28 protein-coding genes and 1 other RNA gene are annotated in these 23327 nt (G+C 32.6%); 26 read left to right on the forward strand and 3 right to left on the reverse strand.

What is annotated here, in order from left to right:
• Positions 1-47 precede the first annotated feature (47 nt).
• The 9 genes from tpiA to ssrA all read left to right on the forward strand — a co-directional run bounded on the left by tpiA (position 48) and on the right by ssrA (position 9089).
• Positions 48-809 (forward strand): triose-phosphate isomerase, encoded by a 762-nt coding sequence (tpiA, locus tag KA833_RS13425; RefSeq protein WP_210128405.1) that lies wholly within the window; start codon positions 48-50, stop codon positions 807-809.
• Position 810: 1 nt separating this feature from the next.
• Positions 811-2328, forward strand: a complete 1518-nt coding sequence (gene gpmI, locus KA833_RS13430) for a 2,3-bisphosphoglycerate-independent phosphoglycerate mutase (protein WP_046207452.1) — start codon at positions 811-813, stop codon at positions 2326-2328.
• Positions 2329-2522: 194 nt separating this feature from the next.
• Complete coding sequence (gene eno, locus KA833_RS13435; RefSeq protein WP_046207453.1) at positions 2523-3827, forward strand: surface-displayed alpha-enolase; 1305 nt, start codon at positions 2523-2525, stop codon at positions 3825-3827.
• A 264-nt stretch (positions 3828-4091) separates the two neighbouring features.
• On the forward strand, positions 4092-4553 hold the full coding sequence (locus KA833_RS13440) for a hypothetical protein (RefSeq protein ID WP_046207454.1): 462 nt from the start codon (positions 4092-4094) through the stop codon (positions 4551-4553).
• A gap of 68 nt (positions 4554-4621) precedes the next feature.
• Complete coding sequence (gene secG, locus KA833_RS13445) at positions 4622-4855, forward strand: preprotein translocase subunit SecG (protein WP_019469442.1); 234 nt, start codon at positions 4622-4624, stop codon at positions 4853-4855.
• A gap of 140 nt (positions 4856-4995) precedes the next feature.
• Positions 4996-5736, forward strand: a complete 741-nt coding sequence (locus tag KA833_RS13450) for an alpha/beta hydrolase (RefSeq protein ID WP_046207455.1) — start codon at positions 4996-4998, stop codon at positions 5734-5736.
• A gap of 35 nt (positions 5737-5771) precedes the next feature.
• Positions 5772-8144 (forward strand): ribonuclease R, encoded by a 2373-nt coding sequence (gene rnr / locus KA833_RS13455; RefSeq protein WP_210128404.1) that lies wholly within the window; start codon positions 5772-5774, stop codon positions 8142-8144.
• Between the two features lie 22 nt (positions 8145-8166).
• Positions 8167-8631, forward strand: a complete 465-nt coding sequence (gene smpB, locus KA833_RS13460; protein WP_046207457.1) for an SsrA-binding protein SmpB — start codon at positions 8167-8169, stop codon at positions 8629-8631.
• A gap of 98 nt (positions 8632-8729) precedes the next feature.
• Positions 8730-9089: a transfer-messenger RNA gene (ssrA, locus tag KA833_RS13465) on the forward strand.
• A gap of 107 nt (positions 9090-9196) precedes the next feature.
• On the opposite strand, the gene KA833_RS13470 is transcribed toward ssrA, so the two are convergent.
• Both KA833_RS13470 and KA833_RS13475 read right to left on the reverse strand, forming a co-directional pair.
• On the reverse strand, positions 9197-10303 hold the full coding sequence (locus KA833_RS13470) for a tyrosine-type recombinase/integrase (RefSeq protein WP_192946582.1): 1107 nt from the start codon (positions 10301-10303) through the stop codon (positions 9197-9199).
• Positions 10304-10313: 10 nt separating this feature from the next.
• Positions 10314-11084: a helix-turn-helix domain-containing protein gene (locus KA833_RS13475; protein WP_129314897.1), complete on the reverse strand. Its 771-nt coding sequence runs from the start codon at positions 11082-11084 to the stop codon at positions 10314-10316.
• A 152-nt stretch (positions 11085-11236) separates the two neighbouring features.
• On the opposite strand from KA833_RS13475, the gene KA833_RS13480 reads away from it, so the two are divergent.
• From KA833_RS13480 to KA833_RS13560, 17 genes are all read left to right on the forward strand, one after another.
• Positions 11237-11455 carry a helix-turn-helix transcriptional regulator gene (locus KA833_RS13480; RefSeq protein ID WP_070657685.1) on the forward strand — a complete coding sequence of 73 codons (219 nt, stop codon included), beginning with the start codon at positions 11237-11239 and terminating at the stop codon, positions 11453-11455.
• 11 nt (positions 11456-11466) lie between these two features.
• The gene (locus KA833_RS13485) at positions 11467-11607 is read left to right on the forward strand and encodes a hypothetical protein (RefSeq protein WP_210139582.1); all 141 of its coding nucleotides are present in this window, start codon (positions 11467-11469) and stop codon (positions 11605-11607) included.
• Positions 11608-11955 (forward strand): ParB N-terminal domain-containing protein, encoded by a 348-nt coding sequence (locus KA833_RS13490; RefSeq protein ID WP_245336305.1) that lies wholly within the window; start codon positions 11608-11610, stop codon positions 11953-11955. It begins immediately after the preceding gene.
• 1 nt (position 11956) lies between these two features.
• Positions 11957-12187, forward strand: coding sequence for a hypothetical protein (locus tag KA833_RS13495; RefSeq protein ID WP_210139583.1), 231 nt, complete (start codon positions 11957-11959; stop codon positions 12185-12187).
• 5 nt (positions 12188-12192) lie between these two features.
• Entirely contained in the window at positions 12193-12594 is a 402-nt protein-coding gene (locus KA833_RS13500; protein WP_210139584.1) for a hypothetical protein, read from the forward strand.
• Between the two features lie 12 nt (positions 12595-12606).
• The gene (gene tscT / locus KA833_RS13505; protein WP_210139586.1) at positions 12607-12912 is read left to right on the forward strand and encodes a type II toxin-antitoxin system toxin TscT; all 306 of its coding nucleotides are present in this window, start codon (positions 12607-12609) and stop codon (positions 12910-12912) included.
• A 106-nt stretch (positions 12913-13018) separates the two neighbouring features.
• The gene (locus tag KA833_RS13510) at positions 13019-15289 is read left to right on the forward strand and encodes a phage/plasmid primase, P4 family (protein WP_210139588.1); all 2271 of its coding nucleotides are present in this window, start codon (positions 13019-13021) and stop codon (positions 15287-15289) included.
• Positions 15290-15568: 279 nt separating this feature from the next.
• Positions 15569-16093 carry an N-acetyltransferase gene (locus KA833_RS13515; RefSeq protein WP_210122401.1) on the forward strand — a complete coding sequence of 175 codons (525 nt, stop codon included), beginning with the start codon at positions 15569-15571 and terminating at the stop codon, positions 16091-16093.
• 41 nt (positions 16094-16134) lie between these two features.
• Positions 16135-16587, forward strand: a complete 453-nt coding sequence (locus tag KA833_RS13520; RefSeq protein ID WP_245336306.1) for a hypothetical protein — start codon at positions 16135-16137, stop codon at positions 16585-16587.
• Positions 16588-16599: 12 nt separating this feature from the next.
• Positions 16600-16809, forward strand: a complete 210-nt coding sequence (locus KA833_RS13525; protein ID WP_210123251.1) for a hypothetical protein — start codon at positions 16600-16602, stop codon at positions 16807-16809.
• Complete coding sequence (locus KA833_RS13530; protein WP_210139592.1) at positions 16769-17407, forward strand: hypothetical protein; 639 nt, start codon at positions 16769-16771, stop codon at positions 17405-17407. The genes KA833_RS13525 and KA833_RS13530 overlap by 41 nt, the downstream gene beginning before the upstream one ends.
• Before the next feature lie 12 nt (positions 17408-17419).
• Positions 17420-17875, forward strand: coding sequence for a hypothetical protein (locus KA833_RS13535; RefSeq protein WP_040030199.1), 456 nt, complete (start codon positions 17420-17422; stop codon positions 17873-17875).
• Positions 17876-19384: 1509 nt separating this feature from the next.
• Complete coding sequence (locus KA833_RS13540; RefSeq protein ID WP_210139594.1) at positions 19385-19891, forward strand: phage terminase small subunit P27 family; 507 nt, start codon at positions 19385-19387, stop codon at positions 19889-19891.
• A gap of 52 nt (positions 19892-19943) precedes the next feature.
• Positions 19944-20480 carry a hypothetical protein gene (locus tag KA833_RS13545; protein WP_064263829.1) on the forward strand — a complete coding sequence of 179 codons (537 nt, stop codon included), beginning with the start codon at positions 19944-19946 and terminating at the stop codon, positions 20478-20480.
• Positions 20477-20803: a hypothetical protein gene (locus KA833_RS13550; RefSeq protein ID WP_071560461.1), complete on the forward strand. Its 327-nt coding sequence runs from the start codon at positions 20477-20479 to the stop codon at positions 20801-20803. Before KA833_RS13545 ends, KA833_RS13550 begins: the two co-directional genes overlap by 4 nt.
• Entirely contained in the window at positions 20796-21143 is a 348-nt protein-coding gene (locus KA833_RS13555; RefSeq protein ID WP_210124055.1) for a hypothetical protein, read from the forward strand. The genes KA833_RS13550 and KA833_RS13555 overlap by 8 nt, the downstream gene beginning before the upstream one ends.
• A 398-nt stretch (positions 21144-21541) precedes the next feature.
• The gene (locus tag KA833_RS13560; RefSeq protein ID WP_210139597.1) at positions 21542-21934 is read left to right on the forward strand and encodes a YolD-like family protein; all 393 of its coding nucleotides are present in this window, start codon (positions 21542-21544) and stop codon (positions 21932-21934) included.
• A 339-nt stretch (positions 21935-22273) separates the two neighbouring features.
• Here KA833_RS13560 and KA833_RS13565 read toward each other — a convergent pair whose 3' ends face one another.
• Positions 22274-23071, reverse strand: coding sequence for a hypothetical protein (locus KA833_RS13565; protein WP_210139599.1), 798 nt, complete (start codon positions 23069-23071; stop codon positions 22274-22276).
• Between the last annotated feature and the right edge of the window lie 256 nt (positions 23072-23327).

Below are 23327 nucleotides of genomic sequence, written 5' to 3' on the forward strand. Positions count from 1 at the left end.
AAACTTGATTAAAAATTAATCATAATTTACTTATAGGAGTGTATATAATGAGAAAACCAATTATTGCGGGTAACTGGAAGATGAACAAAACAGTTCAAGAGGCTAAAGATTTTATTAATGAATTACCAGCATTACCAGATACTAAAGAGGTAGAATCTGTCATTTGTGCTCCAACAATTCAATTAGATTCCTTAGTAACAGCAGTTAATGAAGGTAAAGCACAAGGTTTACAAATTGGTGCACAAAATGCTTTTTATGAAGATAATGGTGCATTTACAGGTGAAACATCACCAGTAGCATTAGCTGATTTAGGTGTAAAATACGTTGTTATTGGACACTCTGAGCGTCGTGAAATCTTCCATGAAACAGATGAAGATATTAACAAAAAAGCACATGCCGTATTCAATCATGGTATGACTCCAATTATTTGTGTTGGTGAAACAGACGAAGAACGCGAAAGTGGCAAAGCTAATGAAGTTGTTGGTAACCAAGTGAAAAAAGCGGTTGAAGGATTATCTGAAACACAATTGAAACAAGTTGTCATTGCATATGAACCAATTTGGGCAATCGGTACTGGCAAATCATCAACTGCAAAAGATGCCAATGAAATGTGTGCATTTGTAAGAGAAACGATTGCAGACTTATCAGGACAATCAGTTGCTGAAGCAACACGTATTCAATATGGCGGTAGTGTTAAACCTAACAACATAAAAGAATACATGGCAGAATCAGACATCGATGGCGCATTAGTAGGTGGCGCATCTCTTAAAGTGGACGATTTTGTACAATTGTTAGAAGGTGCAAAATAATATGGCTAAACAACCAACTGCATTAATTATTTTAGATGGTTTTGCAAATAGAGAAAGTGAGCATGGTAATGCTGTGAAACTAGCTAATAAACCTAATTTTGACCGTTATTATAATCAATATCCAACAACACAAATCGAAGCGAGTGGCTTGGATGTTGGACTTCCTGAAGGTCAAATGGGTAATTCAGAAGTTGGACACATGAATATTGGCGCTGGACGCATTGTTTATCAAAGTTTAACACGTATCAATAAATCTATTGAAGATGGCGATTTCTTTGAAAATGATGTATTGAACCAGGCGATTCAACACGTAAAAGGTAATCAATCAGCACTTCATATTTTTGGTTTATTGTCAGATGGTGGTGTGCATAGTCATTACAAGCATCTATTTGCTTTATTAGAATTAGCCAAAAAGCAAGGCGTTGACAACGTTTATGTACACGCGTTCTTAGATGGACGTGATGTCGACCAAAAATCAGCACTTAAATATATCGAAGAAACAGAAGCTAAATTTAAAGAATTAGGCATTGGCCAATTCGCATCTGTTTCAGGTCGTTATTACGCAATGGATCGTGATAAACGCTGGGATAGAGAAGAAAAAGCTTATAACGCAATTCGTAACTTTGGTGGAGAAACATTTGAATCAGCTAAAGCTGGTGTTGAAGCAAACTATGCTAAAGATTTAACTGATGAATTTGTCGAACCATTTATCATCAAAGATCAAAATAATGGCGTGAATGATGGAGATGCAGTCATCTTCTATAACTTCCGTCCTGATAGAGCTGGTCAACTGTCTGAAATCTTTACAGATAAAGCGTTTGAAGGCTTTAAAGTAGATCAAGTTAATGACTTATTTTACGCTACATTTACAAAATATAATGATAATGTAGATGCAAAAATTGTTTTTGAAAAAGTCGACTTAACAAATACAATTGGTGAAGTTGCACAAGATAATGGCTTGAAACAGTTACGTATAGCGGAAACTGAAAAATTCCCGCATGTCACTTATTTTATGAGTGGTGGTCGCAATGATGAATTCGAAGGTGAACGTCGTAGATTGATTGACTCACCTAAAGTTGCAACTTATGATCTTAAACCAGAAATGAGTGCTTATGAAGTCAAAGACGCACTGATTGAAGAGTTGAATAAAGGTGACTTAGACTTAATCTTATTAAACTTTGCCAATCCTGATATGGTGGGGCATAGCGGTATGCTTGAACCTACAATCAAAGCGATTGAAGCAGTTGATGAGTGTTTAGGTGAAGTCGTAGATAAAATTATTGATATGGGTGGTCATGCCATCATTACAGCTGACCATGGTAACTCAGATATGGTACTCACTGATGATGAGCAACCAATGACAACACATACGACCAACCCTGTACCAGTGATTGTTACTAAAGAGGGTGAAACTTTACGTGAAACAGGTCGACTAGGTGATTTAGCGCCTACACTATTAGATTTGTTACAAGTAAAACAACCTGAAGACATGACTGGTGAATCACTTATCAAGCATTAAAATAATATAAACACAATATGGTCTAAAGACCAGAAATATAAGGGCGTGTCATTGTTTAAGATTTGCTTAAATGACTGATGGCACGCATAATCAAAATGAAGTAATTAAATTATTTGTATTTATAGTATTTATAGCTATAATAAAGATGAAATTTAATATTTCTAAACTACTTATTTATAAAGGAGATTACAAACATGCCAATTATTACAGATGTTTATGCTCGCGAAGTCCTTGACTCACGCGGCAACCCAACAGTGGAAGTAGAAGTATTAACTGAAAGCGGTGCATTTGGTCGCACACTTGTACCATCAGGTGCGTCTACTGGTGAGCACGAAGCAGTTGAATTACGTGATGGAGACAAATCACGTTATTTAGGTAAAGGTGTAACGAAAGCTGTTGAAAACGTAAATGAAATTATTGCACCTGAATTAGTTGAAGGTGAATTTTCAGTATTAGAACAAGTTTCAATTGATAAAATGATGATTCAATTAGACGGAACTGAAAATAAAGGTAAATTAGGCGCAAATGCTATTCTTGGTGTTTCTATTGCAGTAGCACGTGCAGCAGCTGATTTATTAGGCCAACCACTTTATAAATATTTAGGTGGCTTCAATGGTAAACAATTACCAGTTCCAATGATGAACATTGTAAATGGTGGTTCTCACTCTGATGCGCCAATCGCATTCCAAGAGTTCATGATCTTACCAGTTGGTGCAGAAACATTTAAAGAATCATTACGTTGGGGAGCAGAAATTTTCCACAACTTAAAATCAATCCTTAAAAACCGTGGTTTAGAAACAGCAGTAGGTGACGAAGGTGGTTTCGCTCCTAAATTTGAAGGTACAGAGGATGCTGTTGAAACAATCTTAGAAGCGATTAAAGCAGTAGGTTTAGAACCTGGTAAAGATGTGTTCTTAGGCTTTGACTGTGCTTCATCAGAATTCTTCGAAGATGGTGTTTATAACTATGCTAAATTCGAAGGCGAAAATGGTTCAAAACTTACAGCAGAACAACAAGTTGACTATTTAGAAGAATTGGTTAATAAATATCCAATTATTTCTATTGAAGATGGTATGGATGAAAATGACTGGGACGGTTGGAAAGTATTAACTGACCGTATCGGTGATCGTGTTCAATTAGTTGGTGACGATTTATTCGTTACTAACACTGTTAAATTATCAGAAGGTATCGAAAAAGGTATCGGTAACTCAATCTTAATTAAAGTTAACCAAATTGGTACATTAACTGAAACATTTGATGCTATTGAAATGGCTCAAAAAGCTGGTTATACAGCAGTAGTATCACACCGTTCTGGTGAAACAGAAGATACAACTATTGCTGATATCGCAGTTGCTACAAATGCTGGTCAAATTAAAACTGGTTCATTATCAAGAACTGACCGTATTGCTAAATACAATCAATTATTACGCATCGAAGATGAATTATTTGAAACAGGTAAATTCGATGGTATTAAATCTTTCTACAATTTAGATAAATAGTGTTTATCTAAAAAATGAGTTCACGCGCTAACACGTAAACCCTATGGGTTTGCGTGTTTTTTATTGGATAAAAAAACCATACGCCATGCGTATGGTGCAGTTAGGTTATTGCGATACCTGTCGATTTCAGTTATGATGACCAATTGTGTCAGAGAAACATACATATTAATGAAATACAAGATTTACATTGTTTAATTTGTTCATCTTTGTTTGTGAAACTGATATAATTAATAGTGTAAATTATAGAAGGAGCATTGACTGATTATGAAGGCACAACCTAAAACAAAAGAAATTCGAACAGGTCATTTTCTTGCCTACACTTCACTAATTATAGCAATACTTTATGCGATTCATTTATTCGTTATTTTAGACGATAGTGTAATAAAACAAATGTTAATAAATAGTAGACAAAAGCCTTCTGAAAACGCAATTGGTGTGATAAAAAACAGTTTCCAATTTACAGGTATCATGTATGTGATTGCTAATTTAACAGGGATTATTGCGATTTGGAATAGGCATACTTATTTGTGGTGGTTTATGTTTGCAGTATTCACTTCACAAATTTTATATAATTTAGTTAATATCAATGCGGTTTATGAAGCGATATTAGATACAAAATCAATGATTAATATCTTACCGTTAACAATTGTATTGATCATGTCACTTATTTTAGCGATATATATGTTGGTTGTTTCAATTAAACGTAAAAGCACTTTTAATAGATAGAAGTTTGCTAAATAAGATAAACGTGTGATATAATGCGGTTCGTATATAATGAATGGAGGACAATTTTTATGCATACATTTTTCATGATCATTTTAATTTTAGATTGTATTGCATTAGTGACTGTTGTATTACTCCAAGAAGGTAAAAGTAATGGACTATCAGGTGCGATAAGCGGTGGCGCTGAACAGTTATTTGGTAAACAAAAACAACGTGGCGTTGATTTATTCTTGCATAGATTAACAATTGTATTGTCTGTCATTTTCTTCTTGTTAATGTTAGGCATAAGTTATTTTGGTTTATAAGGTCCGACAATGTAAAAGTCGGGCTTTTTTATTTATAATGGAAGTATTCGACTTTTAAATGATTCGAAGTAGGGAATATATTTTGAGTACAACTGATATCATAATTATTTTAATAGCTTGGATGAAGGGATTGAGTCACAATGCAAATTAGATTACCAGAACCATTCTTTTTTGAAGAAGGTAATCGTGCTGTATTACTTTTACATGGTTTTACAGGGAATTCTTCAGATGTAAGACAGTTAGGTAGATTCTTACAAAAAAAGGGTTACACTTCTTATGCACCACAATATGATGGTCATGCAGCACCACCAGAAGAGATACTGCAATCTAGTCCATTTGCATGGTATAAAGATGCAATAGATGGATACGAATTCCTTGTTGATAAAGGATATGATGAAATTGTGGTTGCTGGCTTATCACTGGGTGGTTGTTATGCATTAAAAATAAGCTTAGATAGAGATGTAAAGGGTATTATAACAATGTGTTCACCTATGCATATTAAGACTGAAGGTGCAATGTTTGATGGTGTCTTAACGTATGCGCGTAATTTCAAAAAATACGAAGGCAAAGATGAAGCGACCATAGAAAAAGAAATGGATGCGTTTCATCCAACAGATACGTTAAAAGATCTACAAGGTCAGATTCAAAGTATACGTAATCAAGTAGACGAGGTAATGGATCCGCTACTTGTTATCCAAGGTGAGCAAGATCAAATGATTAATACCGACTCTGCTAATATTATATACAATGACAGCGAGTCTGATGATAAAGAAATTAAATGGTATGCGAATTCAGGACATGTCATTACAATTGATAAAGAAAAAGAAAAAGTTTTTGAAGATATATACCAATTCTTAGAATCATTAGATTGGTCCAAATAAATTTTTAGTATTTAATTATAGAAAGGAGGGGCATAATGAATTTAAAGCAATCCATAGAAGAAATTATTAAGCAACCAGATTATGAACCCATGTCTGTATCAGATTTTCAAGATGCATTAGGTTTAAATAGTGCCGACTCATTTAGAGACTTAATCAAGGTACTTGTTGAATTAGAACAAACAGGATTAATTCAACGTACGAAGACAGACAGATACCAACGTAAGGAATCTAAAAAATCAAAACAATCGAAATTAATACAAGGTACGCTTAGTCAAAATAAAAAAGGCTTTGCATTCTTACGTCCTGAAGACGATGAGATGGATGATGTCTTTATCCCACCTACAAAGATTAATCGTGCAATGGATGGAGATACTGTACTTGTCGAATTACAAAACTCTAAAGGTGAACATAAAGGTAAGCTGGAAGGTGAAGTAAAATCAATCGAAAAACACTCCGTTACCCAAGTAGTGGGCACGTACAGTGAAGCTCGACATTTTGGATTTGTCTTACCAGATGATAAACGCATTATGCAAGATGTGTTTATACCTAAAGGTCATAATTTAGGTGCGATAGATGGGCATAAAGTATTAGTACAAATCACGAAATATGCGGACGGTACCGATAACCCAGAAGGCCAAGTTTCAGCAATTTTAGGTCATAAAAATGATCCAGGTGTCGACATCTTGTCGATTATCTATCAACATGGTATTGAAATAGAATTTCCAGATAAGGTATTAGAAGAAGCTGAAGCTGTACCAGATGAAATCAAACCATCTGAAATTGAAGGACGTCGTGATTTAAGAAATGAGCTAACTATTACAATTGATGGCGCAGACGCTAAAGACTTAGATGACGCAATTAGTGTCAAGAAGTTAGATAATGGTCATACACAATTGACAGTGAGTATCGCTGATGTCAGTTATTATGTAACGGAAGGATCAGCACTAAATGAAGAAGCATACGACCGTGCAACAAGTGTATATTTAGTTGACCGTGTAATTCCAATGATACCTCATCGACTTAGTAACGGTATTTGTTCATTGAATCCACAAGTAGATAGGCTAACTTTAAGTTGCCAGATGGAATTAGATGAACGTGGTCATGTGGTTAATCATGAAATCTTTGATAGTGTGATTCATTCAAATTATCGTATGACATACGATGAAGTGAATGAAATTATTACAGATCAAAATGAAGATACGCGCAAACAATATAACGAAGTTACATCAATGCTTGATTTAGCTAAAGACTTGTCTGAACGTTTAATCAACATGCGTAAACGCCGTGGTGAAATTGACTTCGATATCAGTGAAGCCAAAGTACTTGTCAATGATGAAGGCATTCCAACAGACGTAGAATTAAGAAAACGCGGTGAAGGTGAACGTCTCATCGAATCGTTTATGTTAGCAGCCAACGAAACGATAGCAGAACATTTCGATCGATTAAATGTACCATTTATATATCGTGTACACGAGCAACCGAAATCTGAACGTTTACGCCAATTCTTTGACTTTATTACTAACTTTGGTTTAATGATTAAAGGTACTGGCGAAGAAGTACATCCATCAACTTTACAAAAAATTCAACAAGAAGTAGAAGGTCAACCAGAGCAAATGGTCATTTCTACTATGATGTTACGTTCAATGCAACAAGCACGTTACGATGATGTGAATCTAGGTCACTTCGGCCTGTCAGCAGAACACTATACACACTTCACATCACCGATTCGAAGATATCCAGATTTAATCGTGCATAGACTTATTCGTAAATATCTTATTGATAAAACAATGGATGATAAAACACTTAATAAATGGGAAGAAGCATTACCAGAAATTGCTGATCATACATCTCAAAGAGAACGTAGAGCGATCGAAGCAGAACGTGACACCGATGAATTGAAGAAAGCAGAATATATGGTTCAACATATCGGAGAAGAATATGAAGGTATCATCAGCTCTGTAGCTAATTTTGGTATGTTTATCGAATTGCCAAATACAATCGAAGGTATGGTACATGTATCAGAGATGACCGACGATTATTATCACTTCGATGAACGTCAAATGGCAATGATTGGAGAACGCCAAGCTAAAGTCTTTCGCATTGGTGATCCAGTTAAAATCAAAGTTGTTAACGTAGATGTTGATGAGCGTATGATCGATTTCCAAATTGTCGGTATGCCATTACCGAAAAAAGAGCGTAGTCCAAGACCTTCACGTGGTAAGACGATTCAAGCGAAGCCACGCGGTCAATCATTAGATAACTCAAATAATGATAAAAAAGGCAAGAAGAAACAACGAAAAGGTAAAAACCAACGCAATAAAAACAAACAAGCAAGTGGTAACACCAAACACAAGCCATTTTACAAAGATAAAAAAGTGAAAAATAAAGCTCGTAAGAAGAAAAAATAATTCAACAAAGAGGTGAAACTCAATGCCAAAGAAAAAATCACCAGGAACATTAGCTGAAAATCGTAAGGCCAGACATGATTTTAATATAGAAGATACGATTGAAGCGGGCATTGTGTTGAAAGGGACAGAAATTAAGTCCATTCGTCGTGGCAGTGCAAACCTTAAAGATAGCTATGCGCAAGTAAATCGTGGCGAAATGTTTTTAAATAATATGCACATTGCCCCATATGAAGAAGGAAATCGATTTAACCATGACCCACGTCGTTCACGCAAATTACTATTACACAAACGTGAAATAGCAAAATTAGGAGAACGTACTAGAGAAATTGGTTATTCCATCATTCCTTTAAAACTCTATTTAAAACACGGTCAATGCAAAGTTTTACTTGGTGTTGCAAGAGGTAAGAAAAAACATGATAAACGTCAGGCATTGAAAGAAAAAGCAATGAAACGTGACGTAGATAGAGCGCTTAAAGCGCGTTATTAAGCGAAAATATTGCCAAAGACTTCGATCTTTGGTAATATAATATGTGCTTTCTGAAAAGATAGATGATTAAATCTGCAGAAAGTACATTATATTATTAAGGGGACGTTTTTGGATTCGACAGGGGTCCCCGAGCTAGTTAAGCGTGTCGGAGGGTTGTCTCCGCACCAACACACACAGTTAAAAATTAACTGACAAATCAAACAATAATTTCGCAGTAGCTGCCTAATAGCACTCTGCATCGCCTAACTGCATTTCCTATGTGCAGTTAACGCGATTCAACCTTAATAGGATACGCTAAGCACTGCCGTTCGAAGTCTGCCTAGAAGAGATTAATCGAACTAGCATAATGTCGGCTGTCTATCACCTAACATTATGCGAAATACCTTGATAGACTACACACGTAGAAAGATTAGTATCAGGACCTCTGGACGCGGGTTCGAATCCCGCCGTCTCCACTATGTAGCCTTTAACCCTTGTGGTTAAGGGCTTTTTATTTTTGTTGCCCCAATATTGCCCCAGTTTAGCCCCAAGCAATAAAAAAACGCCGTGCAAACTTTGCACAACGTCATAAATATTTTATTATTTCTTTTTGCGTGCTAGGGTACAAATGACCATAGCGTGATGTTACTTCTTCTGTAGATGTATGTCCTAATCGTTGCGCTATTATCATAGGGCTAGCACCATGATTTATTAGCATAGACGCATGGCTATGCCTTAATTCATGAATGACAATACGTGGGAAAGTTTCCCCGTTAGGCAATGTTTCATCAAGCTTTTTAAGTGTACCAGTAAACCATCTATCAATAGCACTTTCACTAAATGCTTTAAAAAATGTGCCAAATAGTACATAATTAGATTTATAAATATTATTATCTTTGTACCAATTTAAATATTCTTGTAAGTCGTCCATCATGTGAGCAGGTAAATATATATCACGTATGGACGCTTTCGTTTTAGGGGCTGTCACTTCACCGTGGTAGTCCGTTTTGTTTATATGGATATAATCATCCTCAAAGTTTACATTGTCCCATGTGAGCGCTCTAATCTCTCCCTTACGTGCGCCACTCATGAATAATAGCTTGAAGAATACTTTTTGTTGCAAATTAGGTAACATATCGTGAAATTGATTGAATTGTTCTAACGTCCAGTAATTTAAGCGTTTCTGTGTCTCAATCTCAAAGTTACCTACTAATGATGCAACATTTTGTTTTAGATCATGATACTTCATAGCATGGTTCAATATAGATACCAAGAATACATGCATTTTCTTCAAATATTCTGCAGAACGTCCTTCCTTCATTTTCTTATTCTGAAACTTCATCACATCTTGTGTAGTCATGTTGAATACGTCCATTGATTTAAAGAATGGTAATAAATGATTATTGGTATGTGTCTTAAGTGATTTTAAACTTGATGCTTTACGACGTGCAGAATACCACTCAACATACTCTTGTACCAATTCATCGAACGGTAATTGATTAATCTTGCCGATACCCTCTATTTCGTCCATATAAGTGTTACATGCTTTCACAGCTTCTTTACGTTGTTTATATCCAGTACGTTTAATTTCTTTGCGTTCTCCCGTTTTCTCGTAGTATTTAATACGGAAATAGTATGTACCACGTTTAGCATCTTTATAAATGTTGTGGGATAGCTTAAGGTCGTGTTGCATGGAGTTTCACCTACTTTTGGTATTTAAAATATATTCCATCATCAAAAATGACTTTGTAAAGTGATTTGTCATTTGTTTTTTTTACTTCATAATTTAAATGTTCATAACTAATAGTTAAATCATCATTCAAGGGTAGTTTAATAGAATTCTCACTTAAATCATAAGTAACTTCGATTATTTTATTCGTTATTTTAAAATTATTTTTAATTGTTTTTAATTTACTTTGTTTTAAATTTTCTAATATTTTTAATGTTATATATGTCATGAGCAAATTTTGGAAGTTTTTTACATTATCTAACAAATAGATAAAATCATTTATGAAGTCACTATTTTTTAATAGGATATTTAAATGTAAAACATCATCTGTATTAAATTCTAAAGAAAAATTATAAGGTATCGCTTCCTCTAATTCATTACCATCAATCATATACTTAGATCCTATTCCTATAAAAGTATAGTTATGTTCTCCCTTTTTTCCCTCAATAGGAATAAATTCTTTAGTTTCGGGATCAACGTTGCCTGTCTGATACTCATGCTTTTGAGTAATGTTGTACAAATTTCCGAACTCAATTTTTAGTTCATTAAAGCTTCTTTCAAATAATTCTTCCACTTCAATATTTAAAGCTCTTGTTATCTTTTCTATAGTCTCAAATTGTATGCCTTGACTTTTGCCGTTAATTAAAAGACTTAAAGAATTCCTTGATATACCTGTCATTTCATTTAATTGACTTATATTAAGGTTTTTTTGTTTCATTACTTTTTTTAAATTGAATTTAATCACATTTATTCACCTCTTCTTTTAAATAATAACATATAAACATGTCATTTTGAATTTATATCATAATACAGTATTGACAAGATGGTTATAACAATTGTATAGTATAGTTACAACAAGAAATAACATATAAACTTGTTAATTGGGAGGAGAACAAAATGACAAACTTAGCATATCCAATGTTATACATCGCAAGACGTGAGAAAGGTGATACTCAAAAAGCAATTGCAAAGAAACTTAGTATTTCGCCACAACGTTATCAACTTAAAGAAAGTGGAAAGGCAAAATTTTCTTTAGATGAAGCAAAGATATTAAGTGATCTATACGGTATGCCTATAGATGAATTATTTAGCAACTCAATTCAAGTAGGGTCATAAGGAGGGATAACATGAAATACCTAATATACATTTTAATGCTATCAATACTAACTGTATTAATTGGTATAGCACTAGATATCTTTATAGCATTTGCAATTTTTATTGTCGCAACAGCATATGGAATTAAATTTACAAATTTGGAGGAAGTATAAATGAATAAAAAATTTGAAACAGTTAATATTAATGATTTGAAAGTGGATTACTCATATCGTTCCACAGATAATCCAAACGTTGACGGTATTGTAGAAAACTTTAACAGACTTGCTATAGGTTTTATCACAGTCAGTGCAAGAGAAGATGGGCTTTATATCGTTGATGGTATTCGCCGTGTGGAAGCATTAAAAGAACTAGGCTATGAAGATTGTCTCGCTGAATTACTATACGGCTTAACGGTTGAAGATGAAGCAAGCATTTTTACTAATATGAATAGATTTCATGGTGAATATGACGATGAATATGACGTATACCTAGATGACGAAGAAGAATTAGAGGTTGAATAAGATGACAAAAGATGAATATATCGAACAAACAGAACAGGTGCATCATGTGTTAGGTCAAAGTGATTATGCTAACGAATTAATGCAATGGCTAATTGATTATTGTAAGTCAAAACCACTTGAAAAAGAAATTAGCGAAGATTTGGGAGAATTGTTATTTAATTTAAACAACAAATTAAATATCGATTTAAACGATTTAAAAATGCAAATGACAAATATTAGAAAAGGGAGTTAAATAACATGAAAATTAAAGAATTTAAAAGCAAATATGGCAGAGAAGTTGCACTCATGCTTATAAGTGAGCGTATTAATAATAGAGGTTTAAGCAAAGATGACAGACAAGTAGAAGAAATGCAACTCATCCAAGCTTATATGAAACGTCAAGGTGTGAACGATAAATATATTGGCGAGTTGGATATTTTGGATATGATCCAAGACTTTGAAACGATGATACAAATGTCTGTATACGCTACCAATATCTTAAAGCAAATGCAGGTCAAGAATTATGATATAGCAAATGAAATCAGTTACTTCTCACGGGAAGATGACCTAAACAATCTCTATCTTGCTAAGCTAGAAATTGAAAAGTTAATCAAAGCGATCGAGAAAAACAGACCAAATTATATCAATTTTTATAAATAAAGGAGTTTTACGATGAATTGGAATCAGAAAGATTTAATATGCGAATTTGAATTATTGAAAGAAAAAATTGATGACGTGATTACTGCACATGTGTGGCATGGTGATGAAATGTTCACTAAAAGAGATTTAACAACTAAAGAGGAAATGATGACTTACGCAATAGGTTATAACGAATCTCGTATACAACATGAACATACAACTGAGTTAATGTTAGCGTATCTAAAGCAATTTGATAAGTTAATCAAAGATTTTAAAGCATTAGATATAGAAATAGCGTCATCAGATGAATGTTTGGCGACAGAATCTGACAACGCATAAATGAATTTCGATAACAATAAAGCAAAACAAGCATGGAATGGCTTATTTATATAAATATATTATATCATTCCGTGCTTCGTTTTTGAAGTGAATAGGGAGGAATTTAATGGCAATTAAGGAAAAAGATAAAATCATTGAAGTCAATGCGCTAGAAATACCCGATGAATTAAAACAATTGCCTAAATGGGTATTGTGGCGTGCTGAATGGGATAACAAGCAAAAACAATATAAAAAAGTGCCATATAGCTATGCTGGTTATCGTGCAAGTTCTACAGAAAGTGAAACATGGACGATTTTTGATGCAATTCATAGTTTGTATGAGAAGAATCACAGTTATAACGGTATCGGCTTTGTGTTAAGCAATGATGATGATTATATTTGTTTAGATATAGATGATGCAGTCAATCCTGATACAGGTCAATTACAAACTGATTTAGCATTAGAAATGACAGAATTAACTTACTGTGAATTATCACCTAGTGGCACAGGATTACATTGTTTCTTTAAAGGTGAACTACCTTCAGAGCGAAAGAAAAAACGAAGTGATTTAGATATTGAATTGTATAATAACGCAAGATTTATGACAGTCACTGGTGAATCAATTGGTCAAAGTGAAATATGTGAAGTACAAGCAACGATCAATAATATTGTAGAGAGGTATTTTAAAGTAGAGGAACCAGTTAAGACGTTCACAATACATCCTAATCGCACTAATGATTTAAGTGATGATGAAGTATTGGATATCATGATGAAATCTAAAAATAAAGATAAAATCAGTGATCTATTAAAAGGTAATTATGAAAAATACTTTGATAGTCCTAGTGAAGGTGTACAAAGTTTATTACACTATCTAGCTTTTTATACGAGCAAGGATAAAGGGCAAATGGAACGATTATTTTTAGATTATAATAACTTGACTGATAAATGGAATAGTAAACGTGGCAATACTACATGGGGGCAGTTAGAGCTAGATAAGGCTATTAGTAATCAAAGTGAAGTTTTTAAAAATTCAAATTATGACTTTAACTTTGAAAAATCAAAATCTAAAAAACTAAAAAAAGGTTCATGGTGGATCTATCCAGATGGTGATACAAATTATAAGCCATCGTTTGCCCACACAATAATGGCTGAGTATATTTTGCAAGAGAAATCAATTGTTAGATACCCCGACGCTGACGGAGAAATATATATTTACAGTCCTAAAAGTGGTATTTATGAAATTGATAAAACTGGTCGTAAGATGCGAAGCATCATAAGGAATTTAGAAATTTTAAAGGATAATGCCGTTAAAGAAGTTAGAAATTACATTATAGATACATGTGATATTAAAACTGAAGTCAATACAGATTATGTGGCTGCTAAAAATGGATTAGTTCATTTTAAATCAAAAAGTTTTAAAAAATTTACACCCGATATATTTGTAATTAGTAAAATACCTACAGCATATAATCCGAATGCATACGATGAATTTATTGATACTACTATACAAAAAGTGTCATGTAATCATGAAGCTACAAAAATCAATATATATGAAATGTTTGCACAAGTTTTATACCCCAAAATACTAATTGATCAAATTCTATATCTTTTAGGTACTGTTGCAGATAATGGTAAATCTACATTACAGCATATGATTAAAGCTACATTCGATAGTGGTGGTCAAATATCGTCAGTAAGTCCACAAAGGTTAGCAAATAATAATTTTGCAGGTTCGAGTATATATGGAAAAATGGCGAATTTAGTTGATGATTTACCTAATGTTGAAATTGAGGATACTGGTAATATTAAAACTTCAGTCACAGGTGGGTACCTTGAAATTGAACAAAAAGGTAAGGACAGCCGTTCAGTGCGTATGCAAACGCCGTTTATTATCGCTAGTAATCATTACCCTAAATTTAAAGAAAGTGGGGATCAGATTAATAAAAGATTGCACATTATACCATTTGAATACAGTTTTAAAGATGATGAGACAAGATTAAGCGTTACAGAAAGCACTAACAAAATTAATAGTGAAAGTGCTAAGGAGTACGTTTTAAAATTAGCAATTGATACTTTAGCTGACATGTTAGAACGTGAAGGCTCATATATTACACACAATGAGCGCTCTGATAAAAGTATTGAAATGTTCACAGATAATAATAACCCTTTAAGTGAATATCTTGAGAACAGAAGTATTGATTATTTCTTGAACACACCTGAATCAATCTCATATAAAGATTATAAAGTTTGGTGCAATAGTAATTTTATAAGAGACCCTATAGATAAATCAGATTTTAGAACAATTATTGAAAATCACTTTAATGTGGTTTGGAAAAAATCAGTGAAATTCACAATTAATGGTAATGGTGTTGTCAGAGGTGGATTCAGAAAAAGATAAAAGTAGCGTAACTCTACTTAATTCTACCTAAACGCTACCCTTATAAAGACTATAGCATCAAGGAGTTTGTCTATTTTAGTAGCGGTAGATTGAATTTTATGAGATTGAAAATATTTTAAGTTCACAAATCATATATATATAAATATCTGTGAGTACAGAAAAGTAATGCTACCGCTACTAAAACTCTAGTAACGCTTGATATGACAAGGAAATACGAGGTAGCGCAAAAGTAGAATGGTAGAGTAAATACGCTACTAAAAACAAACGGAGGTTAATAATGTGACTATAACCGAAATTGAACATGATATTTTTGAACGTATGGCAAAAAATAATGATTTTCAAAACAATGTGGCAGCAAATCAAGAAACATTTAAAGCTGGTTTGTTACAAATATTATTAAACAGTTCTGAAAAACAAGAATGTGGTTTTATATTAGGACTATTAAAATTAGCAGAAAATGGATTCTATATTTTGCCACTTGGTAATTTTATTCAAGTATTCACAAAAGACTTTAAAGGTACTATAGCGTTTAATTTGCGTAGACCTAACGAGAATCATGCTGAATGTTTTAACGTTCCATTAATGATAGAAGTAGATTCTTTGCATTCAAAAGAAAAAGGTTATGGAAAGAAATTAATGAACAGTGTGATAAATATTGCTAACACAATAAATGTTCCAGTGTGTTTATGGACTGAAACGCAAAATAATACATTATATTTTAAAAAGTATGGTTTCAAAACTTACGGAAAAAGAGGAAAGAACCAAGAAGAATTGCTGATTAAGAAAAGAGTACCGTCTATTTAGGATTATTTAGGATATATTAAAAAGAATAGAGGATGAAGAAAATGAGCTATAAGAAATCATTCAAATTAAATAATAAGAAACTCAACTTTAATGATATTAAGAATTTAGAAATTGCTAACAAACCTATTTGTCACATCTATAAAACACAGGGCAAGTATCAGTATTTAGAAATAGACTTTATAACATGTGATTGGTGCTTGTCGAGTTTAGGACAGGCAAAGCTGCAATCAAGGTTAAATACTGAATCAATCTTCTTGTGGTTAAGAGGATATAATTTGAAACTCAACTATAACAGTGTAGGGCATATGACAATATATTTACGTGGTGATCATTTAGCGATTAATTATTTACTAGATGAAATTAATAAACTCACTGCAGATGCTAAATATTGGCAGAAATACAGAGATGGTAAACGTATGTTAGAAATTGATAGAAATAGTCACTATGTTATGCCGACACACCATATTAAAGGTAATACACAGAAAATAAGTTAAGGGAGTGTTTCCATGAATCATAAACGGATAGCACATCAGATTCTAGCGCGTTTACCTACCCATGTGAACAATGTATCTGTTAGGTATCTTGATTCACTGGTAAGGCAATATGCTAGAAATAAGAAAGACTTTAGTGCAATAAAACGCATAATAAATCAAAAACGAAAGAAGGCATTTAATTATGGTAAAAACAGTACAAGACAATACAATCAATATCTTTGATAATCAAATTTATGATAAGGGTGTTAAGGCAAAAGAGATTAAACAAAAATACCAACAGCTAACAAATCGTATTAAACAGCTTAATAGTAAAATTACACATTATCAAAATAATGATGAATTTGCAGAAGCAACTAAATTAAAAGGTCTACAAGCTGATTTGGAACAAGAATTAATTGAGGTAGATAGACAATTGAATACAGATGATTACAAAGTAACCGATGAAGAATTCAAAGAGTTCTATAAGGCATATAACGAAGAAATGACAGGATTTAAGGATGAACATCAAAAACTAGCGAAAGAGATGCAGGATAAACTGCAAGATGTTGTGAAAGTGTATCGTAAAATGATTGAGAATAAAAATGAGGCTGGTCGTCGTATATCTCGTGAACGTTATGTTAAGCAAGAGAAAAATAATCCTGGTAACATTCACAACCAGTATAAAGGCCAAATGCTAGACCATGAAATCAATTTAGGTGATGGCAACAAGTACGACGAACAAACGACTCCTAGAGGCTATGCATGGCAACTGGAGAAAGCATTAGATACCGTTTCTCGTGATGAGTTCCAAAAATATCATTATGGCAAAAAACAATGGTAAGGATGTGAGTATATGCTAACAACAATCAAACAATCAGATAATAACGTTAAATATAATAAGCAAAAGAATCGAATTACAGTACAAGCACTTACGACAGATAAACCTGTAGAAATGGGAACGACCAAAACAGTAGATCCTAACTATCAGACATTTAAACCATATGAGTTAGATAACAATGTATTTCAAGCATTAAAAGACAATGACAAGCTATGTGTGATGTTAGACAACAATAAGGATAGTAATATCCTAGCATCGATACATCGCGGCAATTTAACAGTGGTAGTTAATAAAGGACTGTATGGACTGTCTATAGAAGTGGATGACAAACCAATTATGCAAGAATTTATAAAGTTAGTGCAGCATAACAAAGTTAAGAGTGTACAAATCTATACAGATGAAGTGACATCGATGAATAAGCTCATTGAAAAGATTGGTAAAATAAAAGCAATTTCTATTAATACTAGATAATATAAAGTAGCATTATGACGGCGTTCATGGTATAATATAGATATTAAAGATATACTAAATCTTTAATGTTGAGCGCTCAGTATTAAAGTCTAAATTAGCCATTGGGCATTTAACTCCTTGTTATTTTCATTAGATCCTAGTTCTTCTGTACGTTGGTTTAGGCCATCACTATTAATTGGTGGTGGTCTTTTCTTAAAGTATATATGTGAAAGTAATCACAATGATATATGTGGAACGCATTCAATGTGTAGCAGATACTTCAACATAGTATATAAAAGCACATGCAGTTATAAGACCCAAGTATTAAAGGTGCAGGCAAATAATGAGCATAGATAATAAAGCGCCATCTGTTATAAAGTGCCCAAGCATTAAAGACACTGTGTATTAAAGCACACTGCTTATTAAGGTGGATAGTTTAGAGGACTGCACAATAAAGTACGCAGTGATTAAGCTACCTACATTAAAGGTCGGGTTATTAAGCACACAGTTTATAAGGTCACTACTTTTAGTATGAGGATTAGATCCAACTAATGAGATAGTTCACACAGAAGTTTCATTGTGATTGTTCATCAACATTCAAAGAGAAGAAATGAATTGTAATTGATATTTGATTTCTAATTAAGAATGATTAATCCAATTAAGATAAATTGTTTAAGTTAATTCATTTGTTGAAGTTCAATTGTTGATTGAGTTCAGAAGATAAATGATTTCATTTGTTGAATCAATTCAGTTAAGAAGTTCATTAAGAGAAGAAAGTAAATGTAAAAAGTAATTTCAGATTTGAATTACAAAAAAGTTTTAAAGAATTATTTTCAAAATAATATTTCTAATTTCAAAATAAAAATTAAATTCAAAAATCAAAATGAGATTTAAAAATATAAATAATAATTGTTGTTCGTAAAGTGATAAGCAAGAACAATGTTAGAAGCAATTAGGAGATACAAAACGTTATAACTAAGCATGAATACTTTGCATTATACAATGCCATTTGTAGCCATTTAGAGAGCTATACAGAGCATACATTTATTATTTAGTTTTTTTAGGTACTCAACAATCTTACATGTGGCTTAAATGGGCTTAGAATACGTTGTATGAAAAGAGTAAAAAGTAACTAAATTTAGATTGAAAGTAAATTAATTTTGCCCAGTAGATAATTAAAGTAGTGGTGGAAATTTTAACGGATAGATTAATTTTATCGGGAGTGTAAAAATTTTCGGATTGAGATTCAAAAAAATAAATTTCAAAAATATTTTTTGGTGTGGCGAAGAAAAACCCCCGTGGCTCTAGTGTTCGAGCGAAAACGAGCCCGACTTATCCGTAACCGAATCTTGAAATGAAAAGCTAAAATTGTGTAAAAATTCACAATATCAATAGATAAAATAGCCTAATTTAAGCCGTTTATGGCTTAATATCCGACTATTAAGCCTTTCAATGCACTATAAGACGTTTGTCAGAGCTTAATATGAATGATTGTTTCAATACATATAATACTAATAGGAGATGATATGGATGTCACAAAGAAAACTATTATCACAACAAAAAGCTTACCGTACCAAAGATGTACAAGAACAAAGAAATGCGACTGAGAAAGCTATGAATGAGCTTACACCTTTATCAAAAGAGCCACCCGATTTTTTAGACGATGATGCTACTCAAGAATGGTATAGAGTGCTTCCACTTATTAATGAATTACCTATTAAAGATTTAGACAAAGGTCTGCTTGCTACTTATTGCCAAACATATAGTAACTACAAAAATGCCACACTCAAAATTCAAGAAGAAGGTATGGTGGTTGTGACTGAACGTGGAAGTAAGCTCTCACCTCATTACACAATACAAAGGGATAGCGTGAATACAATGAACGCCATTTGTCCCAAATTAGGATTAACTGTTGAGGCACGTCTCAAGATTATGGAACCTAAGACAAAAAATGAGTATGATCCCGTAGGTGATTTTGTGACAGGTAAGAAGCCTAAATCAGTATATGAAGAGTTTGGCATAGGCAAAGATGATTAATAGTTTATAAAAATGTGATAAATGCTAATAATTAAAGAAATGAGGTTATACAATGCTTCTAAAACCCTGTATGCAAGTATTAAGATATTATCCTACAGAAAAGATAACCGAATACGAGCTATTAACTGCTTATAATCCCGTGTTTATTAATCGTAAAATACAAACCATTGAAGAACAAATTGAATGTATGTATAGCCTTAATACGTCGCACATGACATGTGATGATGTGATGGGTGTAGTCACAACTTCATATCCTTTAGAAAAGTTAGTATGTTGGATTGTTGAGAAAAAAGACGAGCTGGATAGATATAAAAAACAATCAAATAAACGACTAAATTTGGTTAAAAAGCTAATCAAACACTATCCTTCGCATGAACAAAAGGATATCATTCAATACATGCAGTCAAATGGCTCATATAAGCCACACGAAACGATTAAGAAACTGCAGAAAGATTTATATCAAGTCCATCATAAAAACCGTTCACAACGCCGTGAGAAGCACATACAAGCCAATAAAGTGATTTATAATGACTATATCGAAACAAAACGTGAAAGCCTGCAAAATGAACGTGAGGTGCTTGCCATATGATTATTGAGTATCAAGATGTGAACTATAAAATGTTATCCAAGTATATGTTGAACTATCACAGACTTTGTGACTGGTACATCAACAGACCTCATAACGTCAATGACCTTCAGTACCGAAATATATGTGATGTGGTTAAAGGTATAACTGCTGTATATAATGATTCTTCTTTATTAAAGCAACAAGTTATCAAGTTGACGTGGTGGGACAAGGAAACCTTATCAGATGACGTTATTTGCGACGTTATCGGTATTAAACAAAGGGCATTGTTGCGTGCTAGAACGTCTATATTAGATCGATTGGCGAGTGAAATCGGCTATGTATGATAAAAAGACGATTAAGCAGTTTATATTGAGCTGTCACGAGCATATTAACGATGATTATGAAGATAAACCCATTGAAACAGATGATTTCTTTGAGTTAGGTGCTGAAGTTGACCATAAGCGTATAGATCAAATGAATACAGAAGATGCGATATTTTTAAACGAGCTAGAATTGGCTGCCGAAACAGTAGGAACATTCAAAGAGTTTAATTTGTTTTTACTGATGGTAGAGGGGAAAACTTACAAAGATATGGCTCGTATATTCGAAGTAGGCGTTCAGAGAGTTAAGCAGATGTTAGACAAGTTAATAGTTAAAATGATTGAATATTTGCAATATAACTAAAATTGTATATAATAGGTAATGGAATCACTTATCACTTTCTATAGAATACGCACTAGACGACTTTAAAAGTCGTCTTTTTTATTTGGTTATTATACAACTAAATTTTTTCTTTTAATCACATTAGAGTGAGTATAAAATAGGCTTATTCTGATATTTAATGCTATAGTAAACTTACATACAGCTATATATATTATTTTATAATTATTAATTTTTGCACATACCAATTGCCCAAGTATGTTATGGGATGGTTATTTGCTTGATAGTTCAATGTCATGTTAAAATGTATTTATCAGTTTTTAGCATTATAACTCTTAATTTATAAGGCAGACGGTCTAGTCTGTCTTTTTTTTATTTACAATAACGAACGTATGTTCTATTATATTTATTGAGGTGATACTATGATGCCAGATAAATATAAAAATGAAACTGACTATCGTAAAATACCACGTGAATATCTTAATCCACGCATACCACAAGGACGTGGCATGGTTAAATGGCAACCTTTCAAGACAATGCCTGAGCAATACGAAAGATTAGAGCAATACATACTAGACCAAAATAAAATTGAGAGACCTATATTAAGTGAAGATCAATTAAACGAGTTAAATGATACATTAGTATATAAGATGTTTCATGATCCATCACTTACAGTCTGCTATTATAAAGATGGTTACATTGAAAATGTAGAGGGTATCATTCACAAGGTGGGTGACTTAGAGGAATGCTTATACATCCATGTAGAAGATGAATTAAGAAAAATTAGCTTGATGGATATTGTAGACATAAAATAACCTGCACTAAATAAAGTGCAGGTCTCAGAGATATACTCATAAATCAATATAAAGGTAGTTAAGTAGTGGCTATTTGTTATATAACCATAGTTTGTCATCTTAAAACATATCTAACGAATTTCAAATTATTCTAAGATAGTAGTTACTCATCAATAAAAAGAGAACGAACAAAAAGTGGCTTTAGTAAAATGTTTATGCAATAGAATGCACCCCATACTGGGATAATGTATTAATTATAGTTTTGTGTTTCCAAAAAGATCAGCATAAGTTTTAATCTCATAAAGTTTTTTCGTTATTAAAGATAAGATATATAGAGCATAGTGGTGGCTGACCAAAGGATTATTTATAATCAACTAATATATTATACTTGTCCATTAATAAATTATATACATATACGTTAACTTCATCATCAACATGCTCAACTTGTGAATCAGAATCTAACATTTTATTGGCTTCATCTGCTATTTCATTATACTCGTTTGCCGACATTGTTCTGTCATGTTGATTGTTTTGATATTTACTATATTTCACAGCATCAAATTTTGGTAATTCATCTACATTATCAACTTCGTACCCTTCACCTTGTAAACTCCCAAATACAGACATATATTCATCCATGTCATCTTCATCAGTGTGAATCATATCATTTAATTTATTGTTTGTTTTTTCACCTAGTAGTGATTTTGTATCTATTTCTTTTAAATTTTCCTCTTGATTAGTTAAAGAATCACTTAATCTATATGTATAATTTGCTAGATGTTTAATAAATGTTTCATCACCTATATTATTAATTTTTGCTGTTTTATTTACATTCGAATAGTAATCAGTATACAAACTAGTAATGTTCGATAAAGTGTTATAAACTTCTTTGTTCTCGTAGTTATCTAAAGCATCTTTATCAAAATTGTCTTTGTATATATCAAAAGATTTAATTATTTCTTTTTTTGTTTTATTAGAAATTTTTGCGAAATCTGCTATGCTTTCACCTTCATCTTCATCATACTTATCCAAATGTTTATTTAGTTCGTTTACATATGTAGTTGTTGATTTTTTAAACTCTTTCTCTTTATCTTCTTGGCTTTGACAACCAACCAAAACTAAAAAACTTGCTAATAATAAAAATAAAAACTTTTTCATTTAATGCTCTCCCTTAAAAATAAATTGTTAACTTAATTGTACTACATTCAAAAATAAATAGTGATAACAAAAAGTTATGATTAAAGATGTTAAGTTATAAAACACTTATAATTCGATGAAAATTATAGGAGATTATGGAACATTTTACGAACAACTATACATTAATTCATTTCTCGATGCAGCACAGGGGGAATGTGAGAGTGGGATATTTGATAATTATGAGCAATTCTTGAAAAGTATGTAAACCATATTGCTA

Origin of the sequence: Staphylococcus sp. GDY8P67P, assembly GCF_017892545.1 — a bacterium.
GTDB classification, from domain to species: domain Bacteria; phylum Bacillota; class Bacilli; order Staphylococcales; family Staphylococcaceae; genus Staphylococcus; species Staphylococcus ureilyticus.